At 67.8% G+C, this 21,317-nt stretch carries 20 protein-coding genes, 2 tRNA genes and 1 riboswitch; of the genes, 18 read left to right on the top strand and 4 right to left on the bottom strand.

All coding sequences use genetic code 11. From position 1 onward, the window contains the following. Positions 1-28 precede the first annotated feature (28 nt). Positions 29-1,333 carry a M50 family metallopeptidase gene (locus tag ACIHFD_RS15650; protein ID WP_397367456.1) on the top strand — a complete coding sequence of 435 codons (1,305 nt, stop codon included), beginning with the start codon at positions 29-31 and terminating at the stop codon, positions 1,331-1,333. Between the two features lie 10 nt (positions 1,334-1,343). Next, on the top strand, positions 1,344-1,694 hold the full coding sequence (locus ACIHFD_RS15655) for an MmcQ/YjbR family DNA-binding protein (RefSeq protein WP_397367457.1): 351 nt from the start codon (positions 1,344-1,346) through the stop codon (positions 1,692-1,694). Between the two features lie 55 nt (positions 1,695-1,749). Here ACIHFD_RS15655 and ACIHFD_RS15660 read toward each other — a convergent pair whose 3' ends face one another. Further along, positions 1,750-2,634, bottom strand: a complete 885-nt coding sequence (locus ACIHFD_RS15660; RefSeq protein WP_397367458.1) for a LysR family transcriptional regulator — start codon at positions 2,632-2,634, stop codon at positions 1,750-1,752. Positions 2,635-2,806: 172 nt separating this feature from the next. Here ACIHFD_RS15660 and ACIHFD_RS15665 point away from each other — a divergent pair, with 172 nt between their 5' ends. Together ACIHFD_RS15665 and ACIHFD_RS15670 are read left to right on the top strand one after the other, a co-directional pair. After that, a complete protein-coding gene (locus tag ACIHFD_RS15665) occupies positions 2,807-3,010 on the top strand; it encodes a hypothetical protein (RefSeq protein ID WP_397367459.1) in 204 nt (67 codons plus the stop codon). A gap of 259 nt (positions 3,011-3,269) precedes the next feature. Next, on the top strand, positions 3,270-4,499 hold the full coding sequence (locus tag ACIHFD_RS15670) for a serine hydrolase domain-containing protein (protein ID WP_397367460.1): 1,230 nt from the start codon (positions 3,270-3,272) through the stop codon (positions 4,497-4,499). A 384-nt stretch (positions 4,500-4,883) separates the two neighbouring features. On the opposite strand, the gene ACIHFD_RS15675 is transcribed toward ACIHFD_RS15670, so the two are convergent. After that, positions 4,884-4,960: transfer RNA gene (locus ACIHFD_RS15675), tRNA-Pro, on the bottom strand. A gap of 89 nt (positions 4,961-5,049) precedes the next feature. Here ACIHFD_RS15675 and ACIHFD_RS15680 point away from each other — a divergent pair. The 4 genes from ACIHFD_RS15680 to ACIHFD_RS15695 all read left to right on the top strand — a co-directional run bounded on the left by ACIHFD_RS15680 (position 5,050) and on the right by ACIHFD_RS15695 (position 8,222). Further along, a tRNA-Gly gene (locus tag ACIHFD_RS15680) sits at positions 5,050-5,123 on the top strand. 539 nt (positions 5,124-5,662) lie between these two features. After that, positions 5,663-6,244: a hypothetical protein gene (locus ACIHFD_RS15685; protein WP_397367461.1), complete on the top strand. Its 582-nt coding sequence runs from the start codon at positions 5,663-5,665 to the stop codon at positions 6,242-6,244. 2 nt (positions 6,245-6,246) lie between these two features. Next, the gene (locus ACIHFD_RS15690) at positions 6,247-6,873 is read left to right on the top strand and encodes a uridine kinase (RefSeq protein WP_397367463.1); all 627 of its coding nucleotides are present in this window, start codon (positions 6,247-6,249) and stop codon (positions 6,871-6,873) included. A 38-nt stretch (positions 6,874-6,911) separates the two neighbouring features. After that, positions 6,912-8,222 carry a TrpB-like pyridoxal phosphate-dependent enzyme gene (locus tag ACIHFD_RS15695; RefSeq protein ID WP_397367464.1) on the top strand — a complete coding sequence of 437 codons (1,311 nt, stop codon included), beginning with the start codon at positions 6,912-6,914 and terminating at the stop codon, positions 8,220-8,222. A gap of 35 nt (positions 8,223-8,257) precedes the next feature. Here ACIHFD_RS15695 and ACIHFD_RS15700 read toward each other — a convergent pair whose 3' ends face one another. Further along, positions 8,258-8,335: a 50S ribosomal protein bL37 gene (locus tag ACIHFD_RS15700; RefSeq protein ID WP_376776135.1), complete on the bottom strand. Its 78-nt coding sequence runs from the start codon at positions 8,333-8,335 to the stop codon at positions 8,258-8,260. A 145-nt stretch (positions 8,336-8,480) separates the two neighbouring features. Here ACIHFD_RS15700 and ACIHFD_RS15705 point away from each other — a divergent pair, with 145 nt between their 5' ends. The 4 genes from ACIHFD_RS15705 to ACIHFD_RS15720 all read left to right on the top strand — a co-directional run bounded on the left by ACIHFD_RS15705 (position 8,481) and on the right by ACIHFD_RS15720 (position 12,023). After that, on the top strand, positions 8,481-9,257 hold the full coding sequence (locus ACIHFD_RS15705) for a DeoR/GlpR family DNA-binding transcription regulator (RefSeq protein WP_350731483.1): 777 nt from the start codon (positions 8,481-8,483) through the stop codon (positions 9,255-9,257). Then, on the top strand, positions 9,254-10,333 hold the full coding sequence (galT, locus tag ACIHFD_RS15710) for a galactose-1-phosphate uridylyltransferase (protein ID WP_355200214.1): 1,080 nt from the start codon (positions 9,254-9,256) through the stop codon (positions 10,331-10,333). The genes ACIHFD_RS15705 and galT overlap by 4 nt, the downstream gene beginning before the upstream one ends. A 65-nt stretch (positions 10,334-10,398) precedes the next feature. Next, a riboswitch (cyclic di-AMP (ydaO/yuaA leader) is annotated at positions 10,399-10,540 on the top strand. Positions 10,541-10,545: 5 nt separating this feature from the next. Next, the gene (locus tag ACIHFD_RS15715; protein WP_397367465.1) at positions 10,546-11,502 is read left to right on the top strand and encodes a hypothetical protein; all 957 of its coding nucleotides are present in this window, start codon (positions 10,546-10,548) and stop codon (positions 11,500-11,502) included. A gap of 20 nt (positions 11,503-11,522) precedes the next feature. Beyond that, positions 11,523-12,023: a DinB family protein gene (locus tag ACIHFD_RS15720; RefSeq protein WP_397367466.1), complete on the top strand. Its 501-nt coding sequence runs from the start codon at positions 11,523-11,525 to the stop codon at positions 12,021-12,023. A gap of 10 nt (positions 12,024-12,033) precedes the next feature. On the opposite strand, the gene ACIHFD_RS15725 is transcribed toward ACIHFD_RS15720, so the two are convergent. After that, a complete protein-coding gene (locus ACIHFD_RS15725; RefSeq protein ID WP_357745423.1) occupies positions 12,034-12,510 on the bottom strand; it encodes an ATP-binding protein in 477 nt (158 codons plus the stop codon). Positions 12,511-12,743: 233 nt separating this feature from the next. On the opposite strand from ACIHFD_RS15725, the gene ACIHFD_RS15730 reads away from it, so the two are divergent. The 6 genes from ACIHFD_RS15730 (at position 12,744) to ACIHFD_RS15755 (ending at position 20,909) form a co-directional block, all read left to right on the top strand. Next, entirely contained in the window at positions 12,744-13,610 is an 867-nt protein-coding gene (locus ACIHFD_RS15730) for a helix-turn-helix transcriptional regulator (protein ID WP_350731473.1), read from the top strand. Between the two features lie 200 nt (positions 13,611-13,810). After that, positions 13,811-15,202: a trigger factor gene (tig, locus tag ACIHFD_RS15735; protein WP_350731471.1), complete on the top strand. Its 1,392-nt coding sequence runs from the start codon at positions 13,811-13,813 to the stop codon at positions 15,200-15,202. 321 nt (positions 15,203-15,523) lie between these two features. Beyond that, positions 15,524-16,156 carry a ClpP family protease gene (locus tag ACIHFD_RS15740; RefSeq protein ID WP_185078200.1) on the top strand — a complete coding sequence of 211 codons (633 nt, stop codon included), beginning with the start codon at positions 15,524-15,526 and terminating at the stop codon, positions 16,154-16,156. Between the two features lie 14 nt (positions 16,157-16,170). Further along, on the top strand, positions 16,171-16,794 hold the full coding sequence (locus ACIHFD_RS15745) for an ATP-dependent Clp protease proteolytic subunit (protein ID WP_192786903.1): 624 nt from the start codon (positions 16,171-16,173) through the stop codon (positions 16,792-16,794). Between the two features lie 186 nt (positions 16,795-16,980). Then, entirely contained in the window at positions 16,981-18,264 is a 1,284-nt protein-coding gene (gene clpX, locus ACIHFD_RS15750) for an ATP-dependent Clp protease ATP-binding subunit ClpX (protein ID WP_185067261.1), read from the top strand. Between the two features lie 71 nt (positions 18,265-18,335). Beyond that, positions 18,336-20,909, top strand: coding sequence for a valine--tRNA ligase (locus ACIHFD_RS15755; protein ID WP_397367467.1), 2,574 nt, complete (start codon positions 18,336-18,338; stop codon positions 20,907-20,909). Positions 20,910-21,317 lie beyond the last annotated feature (408 nt).

Consider the following 21,317-nt stretch of genomic DNA (forward strand, 5'->3'; position numbering starts at 1 on the left):
CCTGTCGTCGGCTACGGAGCGCGCATAGATGAACTGGCTCTACATCGTGGGGATCATCCTCTTTCTCCTCGGGCTGATGTTCTCCATCGCGTTGCACGAGATCGGACATCTCGTGCCGGCCAAGATCTTTGGCGTCAAGGTGACCCAGTACATGGTCGGCTTCGGCTCGACCGCCTGGTCACGGCGCAAGGGCGAGACCGAGTACGGCATCAAGTGGATCCCGTTCGGCGGCTACATCCGCATGATCGGCATGCTGCCGCCGCGCCCCGGTGACGACCCGACCAAGCTCAGGAGCGCCTCGACGGGGCCGTTCCAGGGCCTCATCGACTCGGCCCGCGAAGCGGCGCAGGAGGAGGTGCTCCCCGGCGACGAGGACCGGGTCTTCTACCGGAAGAAGTGGTGGCAGAAGGTCATCATCATGTCCGGCGGCCCGCTGATGAACTTCGTGCTCGCGTTCGTCTTCTTCAGCGTCCTGCTGGTCGGCATCGGCCTGCCCACCTTGGCCCCGATCGTGTCGCCCGGAACCGAAACGTGCGTGATCCCGATCTCGGAGCACCGCAACACGTGCAAGCCCACCGACAAGCCCAGCCCGGCCGCCCAGGCGGGCATGAAGGCCGGTGACCGCATGGTCTCCCTCGACGGCCAGAAGATCGCCTCCTGGGATGACGCCACCCGCCTGATCCGCTCCCACGGCGCCGGACCGGTCGCGCTCGGCATCGTCCGCGACGGCAAGCCCATGACCCTCAACGTCACGCTCATCGCCCAGGACCGGCCCAACCCCGAGGACCCGAAGAAGATCGACAAGAACGTCGGCTATCTCGGCGTCCGGCCCACGGAGGTCATGCAGCAGCAGAGCATCGGCCAGGTTCCCGGCTACATGGGCGAGTTGATGGGCCGGGTGGCGGGCTCGATCGTCAACCTGCCGCAGAAGATGGTCGGCGTCTGGCAGGCGGCCTTCTCGGGCGAGGAACGCGACCCCGAGGGCCCGGTGGGCGTGGTCGGCGCGGGCCGCTTGGGCGGCGAGATCCTCGCCTCCGACCTGTCCAACACGAACAAGGTCGCCTTCTTCGTCAACCTGCTGGCCGGGTTCAACCTCGCGATCGGCATGTTCAACCTCATCCCGCTGCTGCCGCTCGACGGGGGCCACATCGCCGGCGGGCTGTGGGAGGGCATCAAGCGGGCCTACGCCAAGGTCATGCGGCGGCCGGAGCCGGCCTACGTGGACATCGCCAAGGTGCTGCCGCTGACGTACGTGATCGCGTTCGCCATGATGATCATGGCCGGCCTGCTGGTCTACGCCGACCTGGTCAACCCGCTCACGCTGACCGGCTGACGCCCCCGCCATGGACGCCCTGGAACGGCTGCGCGCCCTCTGCCTCGCGCTGCCGGAGGTCACCGAACGACCCAGCCACGGGGAGCCGACCTGGTTCGTCCGTGGGAAGAAGACGTTCGTGATGTTCGCCGACCACCACCACGACGACCGGCTCGCCTTCTGGTGCGCCGCGCCTCCCGGGACGCAGGGGGAGTTGGTGGCCGAGGACCCGGGGGGCTTCTTCCGCCCGCCGTACGTGGGGCACCGGGGGTGGCTGGGGGTCTACCTGGACGTTGAGGTGGACTGGACGGAGGTCGCGGAGATCGTCGCCGACGCCTACCGCCAGATCGCCCCGAAGTCGCTGGTCGCCCGCATGCCCTGACCGGCGTGAAACGCCGAAGGCCACCTCCGTGGTGGAGGTGGCCCACACCCCTCGTTCAGAATTCGAGTTCGCCGACGTCACGGGCAGCCTGGGCGAAGTGGCGGATGAGGTCGTTTTCTGCTGCGGTGCTCCAGATGAGTGCCCAGCGCAGCGGCAGCGCGTCCCGAATGGGCACGTGAACCATGTCCGGCCGTGCGTAGTAGCGGGCAGAGTGACCGAAAACGGGGGAGACAGCCTCTCCGGCGGCGAGGATGGGGAGCATTTCTTCACCGGTCGACACGATCGGCCCGATGCGGATGGGCCGGCCACTGGGGGTACGGGCGGGCACGATCGCCTCACGCCAGTAGCCGGGATGGGCGCCGCCCATGACGACCTCGTCGCCGAGGTCCTCGTGGCTCACCCACTTCCGCATGGCCAGCCGATGTGTGGCTGACACGGCCAGCACGGGATGTTCGGTGGAGATGATCGGACCCACGGTGAGGTCGCGCTCCTCGACTGGGAGCCAGGCCAGCAGCACGTCGACCTCCCTGGCACGCAGGGGCCCGAAGGGATCGCTGAAACTGATGTAGCGGAGCTGGATCTCGCAGCGGGGACGGTGGGCCGCGAACGCGTCGAAGAGGGGACGGAGCTCGGCGGTGTTGGTGCTGAGCATGCCGAACCGCAGCGTCTCGCTCTTGTCCCGCGCCTCACGTTTGGCCCGCTCCACGCTCTCGCCGAGTGCGTGGTAGATCGGCCGCAGGTCGTCGCGCAGGCGCACTCCCGCGGGCGTCAGCAAGACACTGCGGTTGTTCCGGACGAACAGCTGGGTGCCGATCTGACGCTCCTGCTTCTTGATCACCTGGGTGATCCGGGTCGGGGAGACGTGCAGGCGCTCGGCGGTGCGCCCGAAGTGCAGCTCTTCGGCCAGCGTCAGGAAGATCTCGATGTCACGCAGTTCCACGCCTGACCTGCCATGATGAGCTCCGCTTTATGTGATCTTGCGTCATTAGTCGTTGTTCCGGTGATCCACCGTACTCGATCCTCGGATCCGGAACCCCGGGCGCCGACAGGACCGTATTCGACCAGGCGTCCGTTCCATTGAATTTCGTCACCGATTCAAGGAGCACGCCACTATGTCCATCACCCTTACCGACCAGGACACGCTCACCCTGCGGACCGCCGCGTGGGGCGCCGTCTCCTTGATGTCCGCCGCTGGTGCCGCCGGCTTCCCCCACAAGGCCGCCATCGAAGCAGCCGCCCGGATCCAGAAGGGCGAGCCCAGCCCCACCATGGCCGAGATGGCCCGCAAGATCACCGAGGCCCTCGACGCCGCTTGATGGATGTCGCGGGCACGGGGGTCATGCCCGGCCGGCTACTTCCCGCCGCGTGTCAGCGGCGGTGTCAGGCCGGCAACGGCCCGGTATCAGAGTGGTCGGCGATGGTGGACGCCATGAACGGTTCAGCGACTGCGGCCTCGGGGCTACGAACCGGGCCACGCCGAGCCCACCTCCGACCCTCGCGTGTCGCTCATGGAAGCCCATGAGCGACACGCTTGGACAGGTCTCACAAGATCGAACACTGTGCGCAAGGAGCTTCATGATGGGACAGAGCAATGGCGGCTTCTCCGAGGCGGGGCTGCGCAGACTGCGTGAGATGCTGGCACGGCGCGTCGAGTCGGGGAAGATTCCCGGGCTTGTCGCCTTGTTCAGCCGGGGTGGTGAGACGCACGTCGAAGCCCTCGGGACGATGCGCCATGACGGTGGCGCGCCGATGGGCCGGGACACGATCTTCCGGATGGCGTCGACGTCCAAGCCGCTCACGGTCGCACCGGTGATGGTCCTGCTGGATGAGTGCCGGCTGCGGCTGGACGACCCGGTGCAGGAGTGGCTGCCCGAACTGGCCGACCGGCGGGTGCTGAAGCGGCCCGACAGCCCCTTGGACGACACCGTGCCGGCGCGGCGGCCGATCACCGTACGGGACCTGCTGACCTCCACGTTCGGGCTCGGCATGGATCTGACGGCGATGAGCTTTCCGATCATGGGCAAAGTCTTCGAGCTGGAGCTCACCGGCCATGGAGCACCGGTGCCCGGACCGGACGAGTGGATGCGCCGCCTCGGCACACTCCCGCTGATGCACCAGCCCGGAGAGCACTGGCAGTACCACATCAGCATCGATGTGCTGGGCGTGCTGGTGGCCAGGGTCACCGGCCAGCCGTTCGAGACGTTCCTGCGCGAACGCATCCTCGACCCGCTGGGCATGAAGGACACCGGCTTCCACGTGCCCGCCGACAAGATCGACCGGCTGCCGCCCAGCTACGCACCCGATCCGCAGACAGGAGAGTTCATCGTATGGGACGAGGCCAAGGGGGGACGCTACAGCCAACCTCGGGAGTTCCAGTCGGCCGCCAATGATGTGGCCTCCACCGTCGACGACTACGACGCCTACTTCCGGATGCTGCTCAATGGCGGGACGCACGGCAGCGAACGGATCCTGTCCCGGCCCGCCGTCCAGCTGATGACCAGCAACTGCCTCACGCCCGCGCAGGAAGCCGCCCGAACCGCCCTGGCCGGCAACAACGTCCATGTGTCGTTCGGCCAAGGGCAGCAGGGCGGCTGGGGTTTCGGGATGGCGGTGCGCACCTACCGTGGCGACTACGCGCCCATCGGCCAGTTCGGCTGGGACGGCGGAACGGGCACCACCGTCTACGCCGACCCGGCCAACCAGCTCACCGGAGTCCTGCTCACCCAGGTCGGGCTGTCAGTCCCGGATCCGGCGCGGCTTATCCAGGACTTCTGGACCACGCTCTACCAGGCAATCGACGACTGACACCGAACCCGCGTCCCGGTACGCCCCTTGGCGGCCCCGACCCACCAGGGCGAGTCCAGCCCACCATGGCCGAGATGGCGCGCAAGATCACCGAAGCCCTCGACGCCGCTTGATGCCGTGGCGATGTCTGAGCCCGAGATGTGCCACTGCTGCGGCGAGGAACTGGCGGAGGACGACCTCGCGTGGGATTACCCGTACCCCGACGATCTGGCCGGGCAAGGAGCCGCTGATCTACGGCCACTTGGCATCGCGTGCACCTGCCTGGCGCCCGCCCGCGGCTCTCGGCGGGAGTGTGTCCCGGGGCCGTGGAGCGGGTCTTCGGCACTGCGTGGGAGCGACAGTCAAGCAGAAGGCCCGCTCCACATCGGAGAGGGCCTTCTGAGCTGGTCGGGGCGACAGGATTTGAACCTGCGACTTCTTGCTCCCAAAGCAAGCGCGCTGCCAAGCTGCGCCACGCCCCGCTTAGCCGAGTGCGCATGCGCTCCGGGACTCCGGTACGCTTACGCCCTAACGACCGGATGAAGTCTAGACCAGAGTTCGACCGGTTCGCGCGGACGTAGCTCAATGGTAGAGCCCTAGTCTTCCAAACTAGCTACGCGGGTTCGATTCCCGTCGTCCGCTCCACAGGCGAAAGGCCAGGTCAGCCCCATGAGGCGACCTGGCCTTCGTGATCTGGACTACTTCTTCTTGATCTTCCGTGCCCGTCGTCTTTTTCCCGTGCTCCTGCCGTGCCCCCTTCAGCGCCTTGCCGAGCGCCTGCGCGATGGCCTGGTCACGGTCCTGCGTCGCGTGCCGGTAGATCAGCGCCGCTCGCGTGGAGGAGCGCCCCATACGGGTCATCAGTTCGCGGAGGCTCGCGCCTGTGGACCTGGCGAGTTATCGATCTGCTTGCCGACCGCCGGTGTGACGATCACCGTTCGCCGCCCCTGCCAGGTCAACCGAGTTCTATGAGTCTCTGGAGATCCCTGCGGAAAGCCGAGCCGTCGCCCCACCGCGCCGTACTGACCGAACGCTGGGGCCGGGGTCCGTACCTGGACGGTCCGGGGATCTTCCGAACTGCCGGCGTCCGTGCGAGACACCTTGGCCGACGTGGACGACGGCCGGATGCGCAGGTGAAGATCTGAAGCCGTCCGGCCCTTCGCGTCTGTGCCTATCCTTGGGGGATGGTGCCAGAAAGGATCTTCGGAGCTGCGACGCGGCACGACGGCGATCCTGATCGGGTGGCCGTGCTGCTTCCCAGAAGGGGCTACGTGCCCGCCCGTCCCCTCCTCCACTTCGCGGGCGCGGTCCTCAGGCGGCACGGCTGGTCCGTGCGGGAGGTCTGGTGGCAGTCGCCGGCGACCCAGGACGCGGGGGAGCTGGCCGGCTGGGTCATGGAGCAGGCCCGGCAGGCCCTCGACGGTGAGCGGGCCGTGCGCCTGCTCCTGGTCGGCAAGTCGCTCGGCACGTTCGCCGCGCCGCTGGCCGCCGAGCGGGGGCTGCCCGCGATCTGGCTCACCCCGCTGCTCAGGCATGAGGCCGTCGTCGAGGCGCTGCGCCGCACCGGGGCGCCCACGCTGCTGGTGGGCGGGAGCGCCGACAAGCTCTGGGACGGGGAGGTCGCGCGTGGGCTGGGCCACCCTTACCTGGAGGTCCCCGGCGCCGATCACGGCCTGGAGGCCTTCGAGGACCCGGTCCGATCGGTCGAGATCCTCAGGGACGTGACCGCGGAGATGGACCGGTTCGTGGCGGGCCTGCGATCGTAGGCATGCGCGCGCGAGCGATCTCCCGTGACGGCCTCGTCGAGGAGCTGGCCGAACGGGTCGCCGGACGGCCGGGGTGGGTGCGGATGGCCGTGGACGGGGCCGCGGCGGCGCGTCCCGGGACGCTGGCGGACGAGCTCGTCGCCCCGCTCCGGTTGCGCGGGCGGCCCGTGCTGCGCGTGTCGGCGGACGACTTCCTGCGGCCCGCGTCCCTGCGGCTGGAGCAGGGCAGGACCGATCCGGACGCCTTCTACGAGGACTGGCTCGACGTCAAGGCGCTCCGGAGGGAAGTGCTGGAGCCCTTGGACGAGGGCGGCTCGGGGCGGGTGCTGCCGCGGCTCTGGGACAGCCGCGTCGACCGGGCGTACCGGGTGCCGTACGAGGAGCTGCCCCCGGGCGGCGTGCTGATCGTGGACGGGACGCTGCTGCTGGGACGGGGGCTGGCGTTCGAGGTGAGCGTGCACGTATGGCTGTCGGCGGGGGCGCTGGAGCGCGGGACCCCCGAGGACGAGCGGTGGCGGCTGCCCGCGTACGAGCGGTACGAGCGTGAGGCCCGCCCCCAGCGGGCGGCCGACGTCGTGGTCAGGGCCGATCATCCCCGCAGACTCGCCGTCATGACCCGCGACGCGTGATGCTGGAACACGGAGCGTGAGCGGCGCAGACTGGGGCGATGATCCCCAGTCACTGGTACAACATCGTTCCCGACCTGCCCGCCCCGCCTCCGCCGCCGCTGCACCCGGCGACGCGCGAGCCCGTGGGGCCCGACGACCTGGCGCCGCTCTTCCCGATGGAGCTGATCGGCCAGGAGGTGAGCGGTGAGCGGTTCGTCCCGATCCCGCAAGAGGTGCTCGACGTCTACCGGCTCTGGCGGCCGACGCCGCTGATCCGGGCGCGCCGGCTCGAGAAGGCCCTCGATACGCCGGCCAGGATCTACTACAAGTACGAGGGGGTCTCGCCCGCCGGGTCGCACAAGGCGAACACGGCCGTACCCCAGGCGTACTACAACGCCCGCGAAGGGGTGCGGCTGCTGACCACCGAGACGGGAGCCGGTCAGTGGGGGTCGGCCCTGGCGTTCGCCTGCTCCCAGTTCGACCTCGAATGCCAGATCTGGATGGTGCGGGCCTCGTACGACCAGAAGCCGTACCGCCGCTCTCTCATGCAGGTGTACGGCGCCACCGTCCACGCCAGCCCGTCACCCATCACCGGCTCGGGCAGCAAGGTGCTGGCGGACGACCCGGACTCGCCCGGCAGCCTGGGCATCGCGATCAGCGAGGCCGTCGAGGTGGCCGCCGCCACGCCCGACGCCCGGTACGCGCTCGGCTCGGTACTCAACCACGTGCTCCTGCACCAGACCGTGATCGGCGAGGAGGCGCTGGAACAGCTGCCCGAGATGCCGGATCTGGTCATCGGCTGCACCGGCGGCGGTTCGAACTTCGCCGGCCTCACCTTCCCGTTCCTGCGCGAGAAGCTGGCCGGGCGGATTCGGACGGTGTTCAGGGCGGTCGAGCCGGCCGCCTGCCCGTCGTTCACGCGCGGCGTGTACGCCTACGACTTCGGCGACACCGCGGGCCTCACGCCTCTGCTCAAGATGCACACGCTGGGGCACGCGTTCATCCCTGACCCGATCCACGCGGGCGGCCTGCGCTACCACGGCATGTCGCCGCTGCTGTCGCACATGTACGAGCTGGGCCTGTTCGAGGCGGTCACCCGCGCCCAGAGCGAGTGTTTCGAGGCCGGTGTCCGCTTCGCCAGGACCGAGGGCATCGTGCCCGCCCCGGAGCCCACGCACGCGCTCGCGGAGACGATCGCCGAGGCCCTGCGGTGCAAGGAGAGCGGCGAGGAGAAGGTGATCCTGACCGCGCTCTGCGGCCACGGCCACTTCGACCTGGGCGCGTACGACCGCTACCTGGCCGGGCACCTGGAGGACTACACGCTGCCGCAGGACCGCATCGAGCAGGCCCTGACCGAGCTGCCGGGCTGAAAGCGGGGTGGCCGCCGAAAGAGGCGGCCACCCGGTCAGCGCGCCGTGGGGCGCTTGCCGTGGTTCGCCTTCTTCTTCTTGCGTGCCTTGCCCTTGCGTGAGCGCCTGGCCATAAGCTCACCTCCGGTGATCGGGCCAATGATCGGCTACGCCACGAGCCTCCCCGCCGGTGCTGACCAGCGCAAGCGCAGCACGCGAACTAACATTCCCCAACAATTCCGTGTCATAATTTGGTGGAATCTGTTGGAAGGAGCGGGCGTGCTCGCACAGCAGCGTCAGCAGACGATCCTCGAACGCGTGCGCAGCAACGGCGGCGTCCGGGTCGCGGACCTGGTCCGCGAGCTGGGCGTATCCGACATGACCATCCGTCGGGACCTCGAGGTGCTGGCCGAGCGCGGGTTGCTGGAGAAGGTGCACGGCGGCGCCACCGCCCTCGGCCCCGGCTCCACCGAGGAGCCGGGCTTCACCGCCAAGTCGGCCCGCCAGCAGCAGGAGAAGGAGGCCATCGCGCGCCGCGCGGCCGGCCTCGTCCGGCCGGGCACGGCCGTGGCGCTCTCGGCGGGCACCACCACGTGGGCGCTGGCCCGCCACCTGATCGCCGTCCCCGAGCTGACCGTGATCACCAATTCGATCCCCGTCGCCGAGGTCTTCCACCGCAACCCGCGTTCCGACCGCACGGTCGTGCTGACCGGCGGCGTGCGCACGCCGTCCGACGCGCTGGTGGGCCCGGTGGCCGTGGCCGCGATCCGCCGCCTGCACGTGGACACGCTGTTCCTCGGCGTGCACGGGATGAGCGTGCGGGCCGGGTTCACCACCCCCAACCTGCTGGAATCGGAGACCGACAGGGAGCTGGTGGCGGCCGCCAACCGGCTGGTCATCCCCGCCGACCACACGAAGTGGAACACGGTCGGCATCAGCACCATCGCCGAGCTGACCGAGGCCGACGTGGTCGTCAGCGACGCGGGGCTGCCTGAGGACGCACGCATGGAGCTGGCCGAACGGGCCGGAGAACTGATCATCGCGGAGGGCTCGTGAAGCGCACCATCACCCATCTGGCCGACGGCCGTGAGCTGATCTACTTCGATCAGCGGGACGACGCCGACCGGAGCGCGATCGACCGGCGGGTGCTCGACCCCCGGCCGGTGGCCTCCGAGCTGCGCTACGACCCGCTGACCGAGGAGTGGATCGCGATGGCGGGGCACCGGCAGACGCGCACGTTCCAGCCGACCGGCTCGGCGAGCGAGTGCCCGCTGTGCCCGTCGTCGGACACGCGCTCGTCGGAGATCCCGGCGTACGACTACGACGTGGTGGTGTTCGAGAACCGATTCCCCTCCTTCTCCACCAATTTCGGGACTTATACAGACGTGGGGGGCCTGAGTGAGGTCCGGCCGGGAGTGGGGCGGTGCGAGGTGGTCTGCTTCACCTCTGAGCATTCGTCGTCGTTCTCCCAGCTCTCCGACGGCCAGGTGGAGCTGGTCATGGAGGCGTGGGCCGACCGGACGGCCGAGCTGTCCGGGATCGAGGGCGTGGAGCAGGTGTTCTGCTTCGAGAACCGGGGCGAGGAGATCGGCATCACGCTGGCCCACCCGCACGGCCAGATCTACGCCTACCCGTACGTCACGCCCAGGACCAGGCTCCAGCTCGCCGCCGCCAGGCGCTACTCGAAGGGGAACCTGTTCGCCGACGTGCTGGCCGCCGAGCGGGCCGCGGGGACGCGCGTGGTGGCCTCCAACGAGTTGTGGACGGCGTTCGTGCCGGCCGCCGCGCGGTGGCCGTACGAGGTGCACATCTACCCGCACCGGCAGGTGCCCGATCTGGCCGCGCTGACGGAGGAGGAGCGGTCGGCGTTCGCGCCCCTCTACACCTCGGTGCTGCGGGCCTTCGACGACCTGTTCGGCGTGGTGATGCCGTACATCTCGGCCTGGCACCAGGCGCCCGTGAGGCAGGACCGCGAGCTCGGCTACCTGCACCTGGAGCTGTTCAGCATCAGGCGGGCTCCGGGCAAGCTCAAGTACCTGGCCGGGTCGGAGTCCGCCATGGGGGCGTTCGTGAACGACGTGCTGCCGGAGGAGGCCGCCCGGATGCTTCGATCACAGGTAGATCACTATTAGATTTCTAATGGGGGTCGCGTTACTCGTGATCTACCACTAACATCCCTTTTGTGCCTGGCCGTAACAGCAGGCACACGCCTAATCCCGGGCGAGTCGCCCGGGAGCCGGGGACCCATCCGCACCTGGGGTGAATCCACTTCGGTGGTAGGGCACGCAGCTCCCAGCCCGAACCCGTCAGCTAACCCGGCCGGCAGAGGGAGAGGAACATCCACGTGGCGGCTCCGTCCCCCGCGACTCTTGCCATCGGCCTCGTCGCCGCCGCGGCCGTCGCCCTCCTGCCGGCGACCGCGGCCTCGGCGGCCCCCAAGCCGTCGGAGGCCGAGCTCCGTGCCCAGCTCAAGCAGCTCAACAGCAAGATCGACAAGCTCATCGAGAAGTACAACCTCAAGCGCGTCGAGCTGGCCAAGGCGCAGGCCGCCGCCAAGGCGGCCAAGGAGCGGCTGGCGGCCGCGGAGACGACGCTGGCCGCCGCCGAGCAGCGGGTCGGCGACCTCGCCAGGATGCGCTACCAGAACCACGACCCGTCGCTGCCCTCCGTCCTCATGGTCCAGAACGGCGGCGGCGCGGCCCTGCTCGAGCAGCTGACGGCCGAGCAGCAGGCTCTGGTCCAGGGGGTGGCCAAGGCCCGCGACGACAAGAAGAAGGCCTCCGACGAGGCCGCCGCGCTGGCCACCCAGATCGGCGTGGACGCCAAGGACGTGACCGAACAGCGCTCCGAGGCCGAGGACATCATCGACGACATCAGGAAGAAGCTCCAGGACCTCGTGCCGCTCGGTCCCGGCCGCAAGTCCGACGGGAGCTGGGCACCGGAACTGCCCTCGGGCTCGGACAACATCACGGCCCGTACGCGGCTGATGAAGGCGGAGCTGGCCAAGAACTTCAAACTGCCGTACACGGTGGGCTGCTTCCGCTCGGGCTCCAGCGGCGAGCACCCGCTCGGGCGGGCCTGCGACTTCATGATGAGCACCGGCGGCACGATGCCCGCGGCCATCAACAACGCCCTGGGCGACCGGATCGCGGACTGGGCGCTCAAGAACAAGGGCAAGCTCGGCGTCAAGTACGTGATCTGGAAGCAGCGCATCAACATGGGCTCGGGCTGGCGGGCCATGTCGGACCGCGGCAGCGTCACCGAGAACCACTACGACCACGTCCACATCTCGATGTACTGAGCTGGATAAGGTCGGACATCATGACTGACACCCGAATCCCGCCCGCTCTCACCGGCGACGAGCGGACCACGCTGAACAACTGGCTCGAATGGCACCGCGGCACCCTCGCCGTCAAATGCGCGGACCTGTCGGACGATCAGCTGCGCCTGCGCTCCGTCTCACCCTCGACCATGTCCCTGCTCGGCCTGGTCCGGCACATGGCGAACGTCGAACGATCCTGGTTCCGCCGCGTGCTGAACGGCGAGGACCTCCCCAAGCTGTGGGACAAGGACCGCGACAACGACGCCGACTTCAAGGAAGTGGACGCCGCCTCGGTCAAGGAGGCCTTCGCCACGTGGGAAGAGGAGATCGAGCGCGCCCGAGCCATCTCGGACGCCAGGCCGCTGGACGCCGTCGGTGACCACAGAGGCCAGGAATGCACCCATCGCTGGATCCTCATCCACATGATCGAGGAGTACGCGCGGCACAACGGTCACGCGGATCTGCTGCGCGAGCGCATCGACGGGGTGACCGGAGAGTGACGGGACCGAATCAGGGCTCGGTGCGGAACAGCGCCCACACGGCCTTGCCGCCGCGGGCCAGCGGGTCCCAGCCCCAGCACTGACTGTAGGTCTCGACGATGTAGAGGCCGCGCCCGTTCTCCGAGATGAAGTCCGGCTCCTTGGGGCGCGGCACCTCGTCGCTGGGGTCGGCCACCGCCAGCAGCACGTGCGGCTGTACGCGCATCAGCAAGAGCTCGATCTCCCGCCGTCCCGCCGCGTACATCGCGTAGCGCACCGCGTTGGTCACGAGCTCCGACACCACCAGCGCGGCGTCGTCGCTGAGTTCGTGCAGGCCCCAGCCCTTCAGGGTCGAGCGGGTCACGTCCCTGGCCGTCTTCACGGAGTCGGCCTGAAAGGGCAACGGGCACGAGGTCGTGTACGGCTTGCCACCCATGAGCAGGTGGTCGAAGCCCACGTCACGGGTGATTTGCAATGCATCGGCAGTGGCCAGAGGATCCTCCACCATGCTGCCGATACCTCCCCGTTCAGCCCGACTTAGTGCATGTTTGGCCCAATATGCACTAAGCCATCATGGGTCACGATCGCTGCACCTGCAAGACCCAAATGCACGTGCACTTGCATTGTGCAGTAGCAAGCGGCGTTTTGGGGCATAACTCTGCTAATCGGACACGGGGTTGAGACCTTGTCATACCCGGCAATGTGGTGTCACTGTGTGTGCGGACCTTGATAGGAGGCAAAGTGACGCAGAACCAGCCGGGTTCCGGACCGACGGCGCTGCGCATCCTCCTGGGCTCCCAGCTGCGCAAGCTCAGGGAAGCGAAGAACGTCACTCGTGAGGAGGCGGGCCACCTCATCCGTGGCTCCGAATCCAAGATCAGCCGCATGGAGCTGGGCCGAGTGGGGTTCAAAGAACGGGACGTGGCGGACCTGCTGACCCTCTACGGGGTCATCGACAAGCAGGCCCGCTCCGCCGTACTCGACCTGGTCGCCACCGCCAACGAGCCTGGTTGGTGGCACCGGTTCAACGATGTCCTGCCCACGTGGTTCCAGGCGTACGTCGGCCTTGAAGAGGCCGCCGCCAGGATCAGGACCTACGAAGTCCAGTTCGTGCCAGGACTGCTGCAGACCAAGGAGTACGCAAGGGCCGTCGTGACCGCCGGATCGGCGGGAATCGGGGCCGAGGAGATCTCCAGAAGAGTGGATCTCCGGCTGGAGCGCCAGCGGATGTTCGACAGGCCGGACGGGCCAGTGTTCTGGGCCGTGATCGACGAGGCCGCCCTACGACGCCCCATCGGCGGCGTCGAGGTGATGCGGGCCCAGATCGAGCACCTCATCGACCTGATGCGCCAGCCCAAAATCACTATTCAGATCATGCCGTTCAGCTTCGGCGGGCACAGCGCGGAAGGCGGGGCGTTCAGCGTCCTGCGCTTCCCCGACACCGATCTGCCCGACGTCGTGTACGTCGAGCAGCTGGCCAGCGCGCTCTACCTTGACAAGCGTGAAGACGTGGACCGATACACCGAGGTGATGGAGCGACTCTGCGCCGTGAGCACCACTCCGGACGAGACGGTCGAGCTGTTGCGGACGATCGCGGACGAGTTCTGACGGACGGTAACGGATGATCGCGGGCGACTTGTGACGGCGCGGACGTCGTTGTTGGGTACGCATCTGCCCTAGACTGGCCATCGGCGTTGGATCCCGCCGTGGCGGAGCATGCCCAACACCGCACATGTGGGCGCGGCGCGTGTGCCGTAACCGATGGACGCGCCCGCGATCACTCGTAGCTTGATCAAGGAGACCATTCCGTGAAGACCGCTGTCGAGGAGCTCAGCCCGACCCGGGTCAAGCTCACTGTCGAGGTGCCGTTCGACGAGCTGCGCCCGAGCATGGATGCGGCGTACAAGAAGGTCGCGCAGCAGGTGCGCGTCCCCGGGTTCCGGCCTGGCAAGGTTCCGGCCCGCATCATCGAGCAGCGCTTCGGCCGGGCGGTAGTGCTGGAGGAGACCCTCAACGACGCGGTGCCCAAGCTGTACGGCAAGGCCGTCGACGAGGTCGACGTGTTCCCGGTCGCGCAGCCCGACATCGAGGTCACGAAGATCGAGGACGGCGAGCAGATCGAGTTCACCGCCGAGGTCGACATCCGGCCCAACTTCGAGGTGCCCGACTACCAGGGCCTCGAGGTCACGGTCGACTCCGCCGAGGTCTCCGACGAGGACGTCGACGCCCAGCTCGACTCCCTGCGCCAGCGTTTCGCGACGCTGACCGGCGTCGAGCGCGCGGCCGCCAACGGCGACTTCGTCGTCATGGACCTGCGCGCCGAGATCGACGGTGACAACATCGAGGAGCAGCAGGCCAGCGAGGTCTCCTACGAGGTCGGCGCCGGCTCCGTGCTCCAGGGCCTCGACGCCGCGCTCGAGGGCATGTCCGCGGGCGAGGAGAAGAGCTTCAAGACCGAGCTCGTCGGCGGCGAGAACGCCGGCGACGAGGCCGACGTGATCATCAACGTCAAGTCGGTCAAGGAGAAGGTCCTGCCCGAGCTCGACGACGAGTTCGCCCAGCTCGCCAGCGAGTTCGACACGCTCGACGAGCTCAAGACCAGCATCCGCGAGCAGGCCCGCCGCAACAAGCTGATCGACCAGGTCGTGCAGTCCCGCGAGAAGGCCCTCGACACGCTGCTGGAGCAGATCGACATCCCGCTCCCGGACAGCGCCCTCAAGGCCGAGGTCGACGCCCGCAAGCACAACCTCGACCACCAGATCGCCGAGAGCGGCCTGAGCCGCGACGCCTTCTTCCGTCTCTACCAGACGACGGAGGAGGAGCGCTTCGCCGAGTTCGACACCAACTCCGCCCGCGCGATCAAGGTCGGCTTCGTGCTCGACAAGATCGTCAAGGCCGAGGAGCTGGGCGTCTCCGAGCAGGAGCTGACCAACTTCGTCGTCCGCCGCGCCATGGAGATGGGCGTGCAGCCCAACGAGCTGGCCAAGCACCTCGCCGACAACGACCAGCTCACGCTGGCCATGGTCGAGATCGTGCGCGACAAGGCCAAGTCGGTGCTCGGCGACGCCGCCAAGGTCGTCGACACCGACGGCAACGAGGTGGACCTCAAGGCGATCTACGCCGAGATCAACGGCCAGGAGGTCGTGGAGGAAGAGGCCGCCGCCGAGGACGAGCCCGCCGGGGAGAAGTCCGAGGCGTAACCGCCTTCCCGCTCTTTCCGAAGCCCCCGAACCGTCCGGTTCGGGGGCTTCGGCCTTTCCGGGGGAGCTGCCGAAGAAGACGTGCAGGCCGTGTAAGGCCCTCAGAAGGCTCGTGGGCACCCGGAGGGCTCCGATGGGCCTCTGGGTGCCGGACCCGCGGCTGGCAGGCCGTGCGTGGCGCTTCAGGGAGCCACGCCGCAGGAGGGCGTGCTGAACCTGCGCCGTCAGCGAACAGTACGGGGACCGGGCATGAGCTGTGCGCGGCGCGCGTTAAGGTCACAAGCAAAGCCAATCGATTACGACGCATCGGAAGGTGACGCTGTGACCAGCCCGCCGACCTTCTATCAGCCTGAGTCGCGAGGCCGTGAGAACGGCTCGTCCTTCCGGCTTGAGGACCAGCTTTACCAGCGCCTGCTGCGGGAGCGCATCATTGTGCTCGGGCAGGAGGTCAACGACGAGATCGCCAACCGCATCTGCGCCGAACTCCTGCTGCTCGCGGCCGACGACCCCGACCGTGACATCACGCTCTACATCAACTCGCCGGGTGGCTCGGTGAGCGCTGGCATGGCCATCTACGACATGATGGAATACGTACCGAACGACGTTTCCACGGTTGTGATGGGCATGGCCGCTTCGATGGGGCAGTTCTTGCTCACCGCGGGCACCAAGGGCAAGCGATATGGCCTGCCCCACGCCCGGGTCATGATGCACCAGCCGTCCGGAGGCATCGGCGGCACCGCGGCCGACATCGCCATCCAGGCCGAGCAGATGCTCTATGTGAAGAAGACACTGGCCGAGCGGATCGCCCACCACACGGGCCAGCCGCTGGAGCAGATCGAGGCCGATTCCGACCGCGACCGCTGGTTCACGGCCGAGGAAGCCAAGGATTACGGCTTCATCGACCACGTGGTCCGCAGTGCGCGGCAGGTGCCCTCACAGGGCCCGGTCTCCTAAGGGGGAGCAGAGAAGTGAACATCCAGAGCCGCTACGTTCTCCCCTCCTTCGTCGAGCGCACGTCATATGGCGTGAAGGAGATGAACCCGTACAACAAGCTCTTCGAGGACCGCATCATCTTCCTCGGAGTGCAGATCGACGACGCGTCGGCCAACGACGTGATGGCCCAGCTGCTGACGCTGGAATCGCTCGACCCCGACCGTGACATCAGCATCTACATCAACTCGCCGGGTGGCTCCTTCACCGCCATGACGGCGATCTACGACACGATGCAGTTCGTCCGGCCGGAGATCCAGACCGTCTGCCTGGGCCAGGCAGCCTCGGCCGCGGCCGTGCTGCTGGCCGGCGGCACCCCGGGCAAGCGATTCGCGCTGCCCAACGCCCGGGTGCTGATCCACCAGCCGTCCACCGAGGGTGGCGGCCAGGGCAGCGACATCGAGATCCAGGCCCGCGAGATCCTTCGCATGCGAAACCTCCTCGAGGACATCGTGGCGAGGCACTCCGGGAAGACCGCCGCCCAAGTCCGCAAGGACATCGAACGCGACAAAATTCTCAACGCGGACGAGGCAAAGGCGTATGGTCTGATCGATGACATCATCCCGTCCAGGAAGAAGCGCGCTCAGGCCGTGGCTTCCTAGACGGGACGTGACGCACCGGAGCGCTGCCCAATAGGGCACGTTCCGGTGCGACTCGCCGCTAGGGGGCTCACTGAGGGCCCAGAAGACGGTAACGTCGAAACCTGAGCGGTTCGGCCAAGTCCGGAGGATGTCCGGAGACACTGCTCTCGCAGGAGCAGGGCGGTCCCACGCAAAGGAGTATCTGGGGTGGCACGCATCGGCGACGGGGGAGACCTGCTGAAGTGCTCTTTCTGTGGAAAGAGTCAGAAGCAAGTCAAGAAGCTCATTGCCGGTCCAGGCGTCTACATCTGCGATGAGTGCATCGATCTCTGCAACGAGATCATCGAGGAGGAGCTCTCGGAGTCCTCCGAGCTCAAGTGGGACAACCTGCCCAAGCCGAGGGAGATCTACGAGTTCCTCGACGCCTACGTCATCGGTCAGGACAAGGCGAAGAAGGCCCTCTCGGTGGCGGTCTACAACCACTACAAGCGGGTGCAGTCGGGTGACCGGGGCAGAGACGACGGCCTCGAGCTGGCCAAGAGCAACATCCTGCTGCTCGGGCCGACCGGTTCGGGCAAGACGCTGCTGGCGCAGACCCTGGCGAAGATGCTCAACGTGCCGTTCGCCATCGCCGACGCCACCGCGCTGACCGAGGCGGGATACGTCGGCGAGGATGTGGAGAACATCCTCCTCAAGCTCATCCAGGCCGCCGACTACGACGTCAAGAAGGCCGAGACCGGCATCATCTACATCGACGAGGTCGACAAGATCGCTCGTAAGAGCGAAAACCCGTCGATCACGCGCGACGTCTCCGGTGAGGGCGTGCAGCAGGCGCTGCTGAAGATCCTGGAGGGCACCACGGCGAGCGTGCCCCCGCAGGGCGGCCGCAAGCACCCGCACCAGGAGTTCATCCAGATCGACACCACCAACGTGCTGTTCATCTGTGGCGGCGCGTTCGCCGGTCTGGAAAAGATCATCGAGTCGCGCATCGGCAAGAAGGGCATCGGCTTCAACGCCATCATCCGCTCGAAGGAAGAGGTCGACACGGCCGACATCTTCGGCGACGTGATGCCCGAGGACCTGCTGAAGTTCGGCATGATCCCCGAGTTCGTCGGGCGTCTGCCGGTCATCACCTCGGTGCACAACCTCGACCGCGAGGCGCTCATCCAGATCCTCACCGAGCCGCGCAACGCGCTGGTCAAGCAGTACCGCAAGCTGCTCGAGCTCGACGGGGTGGAGCTGGAGTTCACCGACGGCGCCCTCGAGGCCATCGCCGACCAGGCCATCCTGCGCGGCACCGGCGCCCGCGGGCTGCGCGCGATCCTGGAGGAAGTGCTCCAGTCGGTGATGTACGAAGTGCCGTCGCGCCAAGACGTGGCCCGCGTCGTCATCACCCGCGAGTCCGTCCTCGAACACGCCATCCCGACGCTCGTACCCCGCGACCAGCTTGCCGCCAAGCAGCAGCGCACGCCGCGGGAAAAGTCGGCCTGATCCCATAAACCACGGCAAGCGCCCCGGCGGAGTCGATCCCTGGGGCGTTTTGCTTTCCCACCTCCCTAGAATTGGTCACCGTGACAACGCCAGAGCTGCCCACCCAGTACACCCCGGCCGACGTCGAGACCCGGAGCTATGAGCGCTGGGTATCCCAGGGGTACTTCACCGCCGACCCGGGCAGCTCGCGCGTGCCGTACAGCATCGTCCTGCCCCCGCCCAACGTGACGGGCGTCCTGCACATCGGCCACGCGCTCGACCACTCCATCCAGGACGCGCTGACGAGGCGCGCCCGCATGCAGGGGCGCGAGACCCTCTGGCTGCCGGGCATGGACCACGCCGGCATCGCCACCCAGAACGTCGTCGAGCGCGAGCTGGCCAAGGAGGGCAAGTCGCGGCACGACCTCGGGCGCGAGGCGTTCGTCGAGCGGGTCTGGGAGTGGAAGGAGGAGTCCGGCGGCCGGATCCTCGGCCAGATGCGCAAGCTCGGTGACGGCGTCGACTGGTCGCGCGAGCGGTTCACGATGGACACCGGGCTCTCCCGGGCCGTGCAGACGATCTTCAAGAAGCTGTTCGACGACGGGCTGATCTACCGCGCCGAGCGGATCATCAACTGGTGCCCGCGCTGCCTGACCGCGCTCTCCGACATCGAGGTGGAGCACAGCGAGGACGAGGGCGAGCTGGTCTCGATCCGCTACTCCGACGAGATCGTGGTGGCCACCACGCGCGCCGAGACGATGCTCGGCGACACGGCCGTGGCCGTCCACCCCTCTGACGAGCGGTACGCGCACCTGGTCGGCACGATGGTGGAGCTGCCGCTCACCGGGCGCATGATCCCCGTGGTCGCCGACGAGCACGTCGACCCTGCCTTCGGCACCGGCGCGGTCAAGGTGACCCCCGCCCACGACCCCAACGACTTCGAGATCGGACGGCGTCACTCCCTGCCGTCGATCACCGTCATGGACGAGCGCGGTGTCATCACCGCGCACGGGCCCTTCCTGGGGCTCGACCGCTTCGAGGCCAGGCCCGCCGTCGTCGCCGCGCTGCGCGCCGAGGGCCGCATCGTCGCCGAGAAGCGCCCGTATCTCCACTCGGTCGGCCACTGCTCGCGCTGCAAGACCGTGGTCGAGCCCAGGCTGTCGCTGCAGTGGTTCGTCAACGTCGGGCCGCTGGCCAAGGAAGCGGGCGACGCCGTCCGCGACGGCCGCACCCGCATCCACCCGCCGGAGCTGGCCAAGCGCTACTTCGACTGGGTCGACGACATGCACGACTGGTGCATCTCCCGGCAGCTCTGGTGGGGGCACCGCATTCCGGTCTGGTACGGGCCGGACGGCGAGGTCGTGTGCGTGGGCCCGGACGAGGAGCCGCCTGCCGGCTACACGCAGGACTCCGATGTCCTCGACACGTGGTTCTCCTCGGCGCTGTGGCCGTTCTCGACGCTCGGCTGGCCGGACACGACGCCCGAGCTGCAGCGCTTCTACCCGACCTCCGTGCTGGTCACCGGATACGACATCCTGTTCTTCTGGGTGGCCAGGATGATGATGTTCGGGCTCTACGCCATGGACGGCGAGCCGCCGTTCCGCGTGGTCGCGCTGCACGGCATGGTCCGCGACCAGTACGGCAAGAAGATGTCCAAGTCGTTCGGCAACGTGGTCGATCCGCTCGACTGGATCGAACGCTTCGGCGCCGACGCCACCCGCTTCACCCTGCTGCGCGGGGCCAACCCCGGCGCCGACGTCGCGGTGAGCGAGGAGTGGGCGGCCGGGTCCCGTAACTTCTGCAACAAGATCTGGAACGCCACCAGGTTCGCCCTGATGAACGGCGCGGCCGTCGGATCGCTGGAAGGAGCCGAGCTGACGGCGGCCGACCGGTGGATCCTGTCGCGCCTGCAGTCCGTGGTGGCGACCGCCGACGCGGCCTTCGAGGACTACGAGTTCGCCAAGGCGTCCGACCTGCTCTACCACTTCGCGTGGGACGAGGTCTGCGACTGGTACCTGGAGCTGGCCAAGATCCAGCTCGGCGAAGGGCTCGAACACACTCGGCTGGTGCTCGGCCACGTGCTCGACGCGTTGCTGCGGCTGATGCATCCGCTCGTGCCCTTCGTGACCGAGGAGCTCTGGCGGGCCGTGACGGGCGGCGAGTCGATCGTTGCGGCCCCGTGGCCGGAGGTCGACACCCGCTTCACCGACGCCTCGGCAGAGGCGGAGATCGGGGCGCTGCAGGAGCTGGTGACGGAGGTCCGCAGGTTCCGCTCGGATCAAGGGCTCAAGCCGGGCCAGAAGGTCGCCGCCCGGCTCGGGCTGGCGGGCACTGCGCTCGTCGGCCAGGAGAGCGCGATCCGGTCGCTGCTGCGCCTCACGGAGCTGGCGGGGTCGTTCAGCGCCACGGCGAGCTTCACGGTGGGCGGGGTGACCGTGGACATCGACACCGCGGGCGCCATCGACGTCGTGGCCGAGCGCAAGCGCCTGGAGAAGGACCTGGCGGTCGCCCGCAAGGAGGCCGCGCAGGTGGCCGCCAAGCTGGGCAACGAGCAGTTCATGGCCAAGGCGCCGGAAGATGTGGTCACCAAGGTCAGGGGCCGTGCCGAGCAGGCCGCCGCGGACATCGCGCGGCTCGAGGCACAGCTCGCCGGGCTCGGGGTTTGAACCATACGAACGCGGGGAAGGTCCATTCGTTACCTAAGATGGACCTTCGACGCCGTCGGGGCTGCTACAGTTTTCAACGTAGGGCGGTTGCCCTGACACCCCTTCTGATCTACCCCCGGTTTTCGGGCGGGTCCAGCCGCACGGTTGGACAAGCGCCGAAAGTTGGAGTAAGTTAGCAGGGTTGCCTCGAAGAGAGGCAAGTCCGGAAGCTACCGGATCGGGCGGTTTGACAAGGATCGTCCGGATCTGCTAGACTGAAGGAAATGAAATGTGCGCCTCCGCACTAGGGTCTAACCAAGATCTTGGTGGGGATGTACGCGTCCGTTTCTTGAGAACTCAACAGTGTGTTAAAAGCCAGTGCATGAGATACACATGCATATCCCCGTCATTTATGACGGAAATTGCTTG

The sequence above is a fragment of the Nonomuraea sp. NPDC051941 genome (assembly GCF_044593615.1).

Coding starts and splice junctions, on each gene's coding strand:
- ACIHFD_RS15650 (WP_397367456.1), top strand. CDS start 29: ATGAACTGGCTCTACATCGTGGGGATCATCCTCTTTCTCCTCGGGCTG.
- ACIHFD_RS15655 (WP_397367457.1), top strand. CDS start 1,344: ATGGACGCCCTGGAACGGCTGCGCGCCCTCTGCCTCGCGCTGCCGGAG.
- ACIHFD_RS15665 (WP_397367459.1), top strand. CDS start 2,807: ATGTCCATCACCCTTACCGACCAGGACACGCTCACCCTGCGGACCGCC.
- ACIHFD_RS15670 (WP_397367460.1), top strand. CDS start 3,270: ATGATGGGACAGAGCAATGGCGGCTTCTCCGAGGCGGGGCTGCGCAGA.
- ACIHFD_RS15685 (WP_397367461.1), top strand. CDS start 5,663: ATGGTGCCAGAAAGGATCTTCGGAGCTGCGACGCGGCACGACGGCGAT.
- ACIHFD_RS15690 (WP_397367463.1), top strand. CDS start 6,247: ATGCGCGCGCGAGCGATCTCCCGTGACGGCCTCGTCGAGGAGCTGGCC.
- ACIHFD_RS15695 (WP_397367464.1), top strand. CDS start 6,912: ATGATCCCCAGTCACTGGTACAACATCGTTCCCGACCTGCCCGCCCCG.
- ACIHFD_RS15700 (WP_376776135.1), bottom strand. CDS start 8,335: ATGGCCAGGCGCTCACGCAAGGGCAAGGCACGCAAGAAGAAGAAGGCG.
- ACIHFD_RS15720 (WP_397367466.1), top strand. CDS start 11,523: ATGACTGACACCCGAATCCCGCCCGCTCTCACCGGCGACGAGCGGACC.
- ACIHFD_RS15725 (WP_357745423.1), bottom strand. CDS start 12,510: ATGGTGGAGGATCCTCTGGCCACTGCCGATGCATTGCAAATCACCCGT.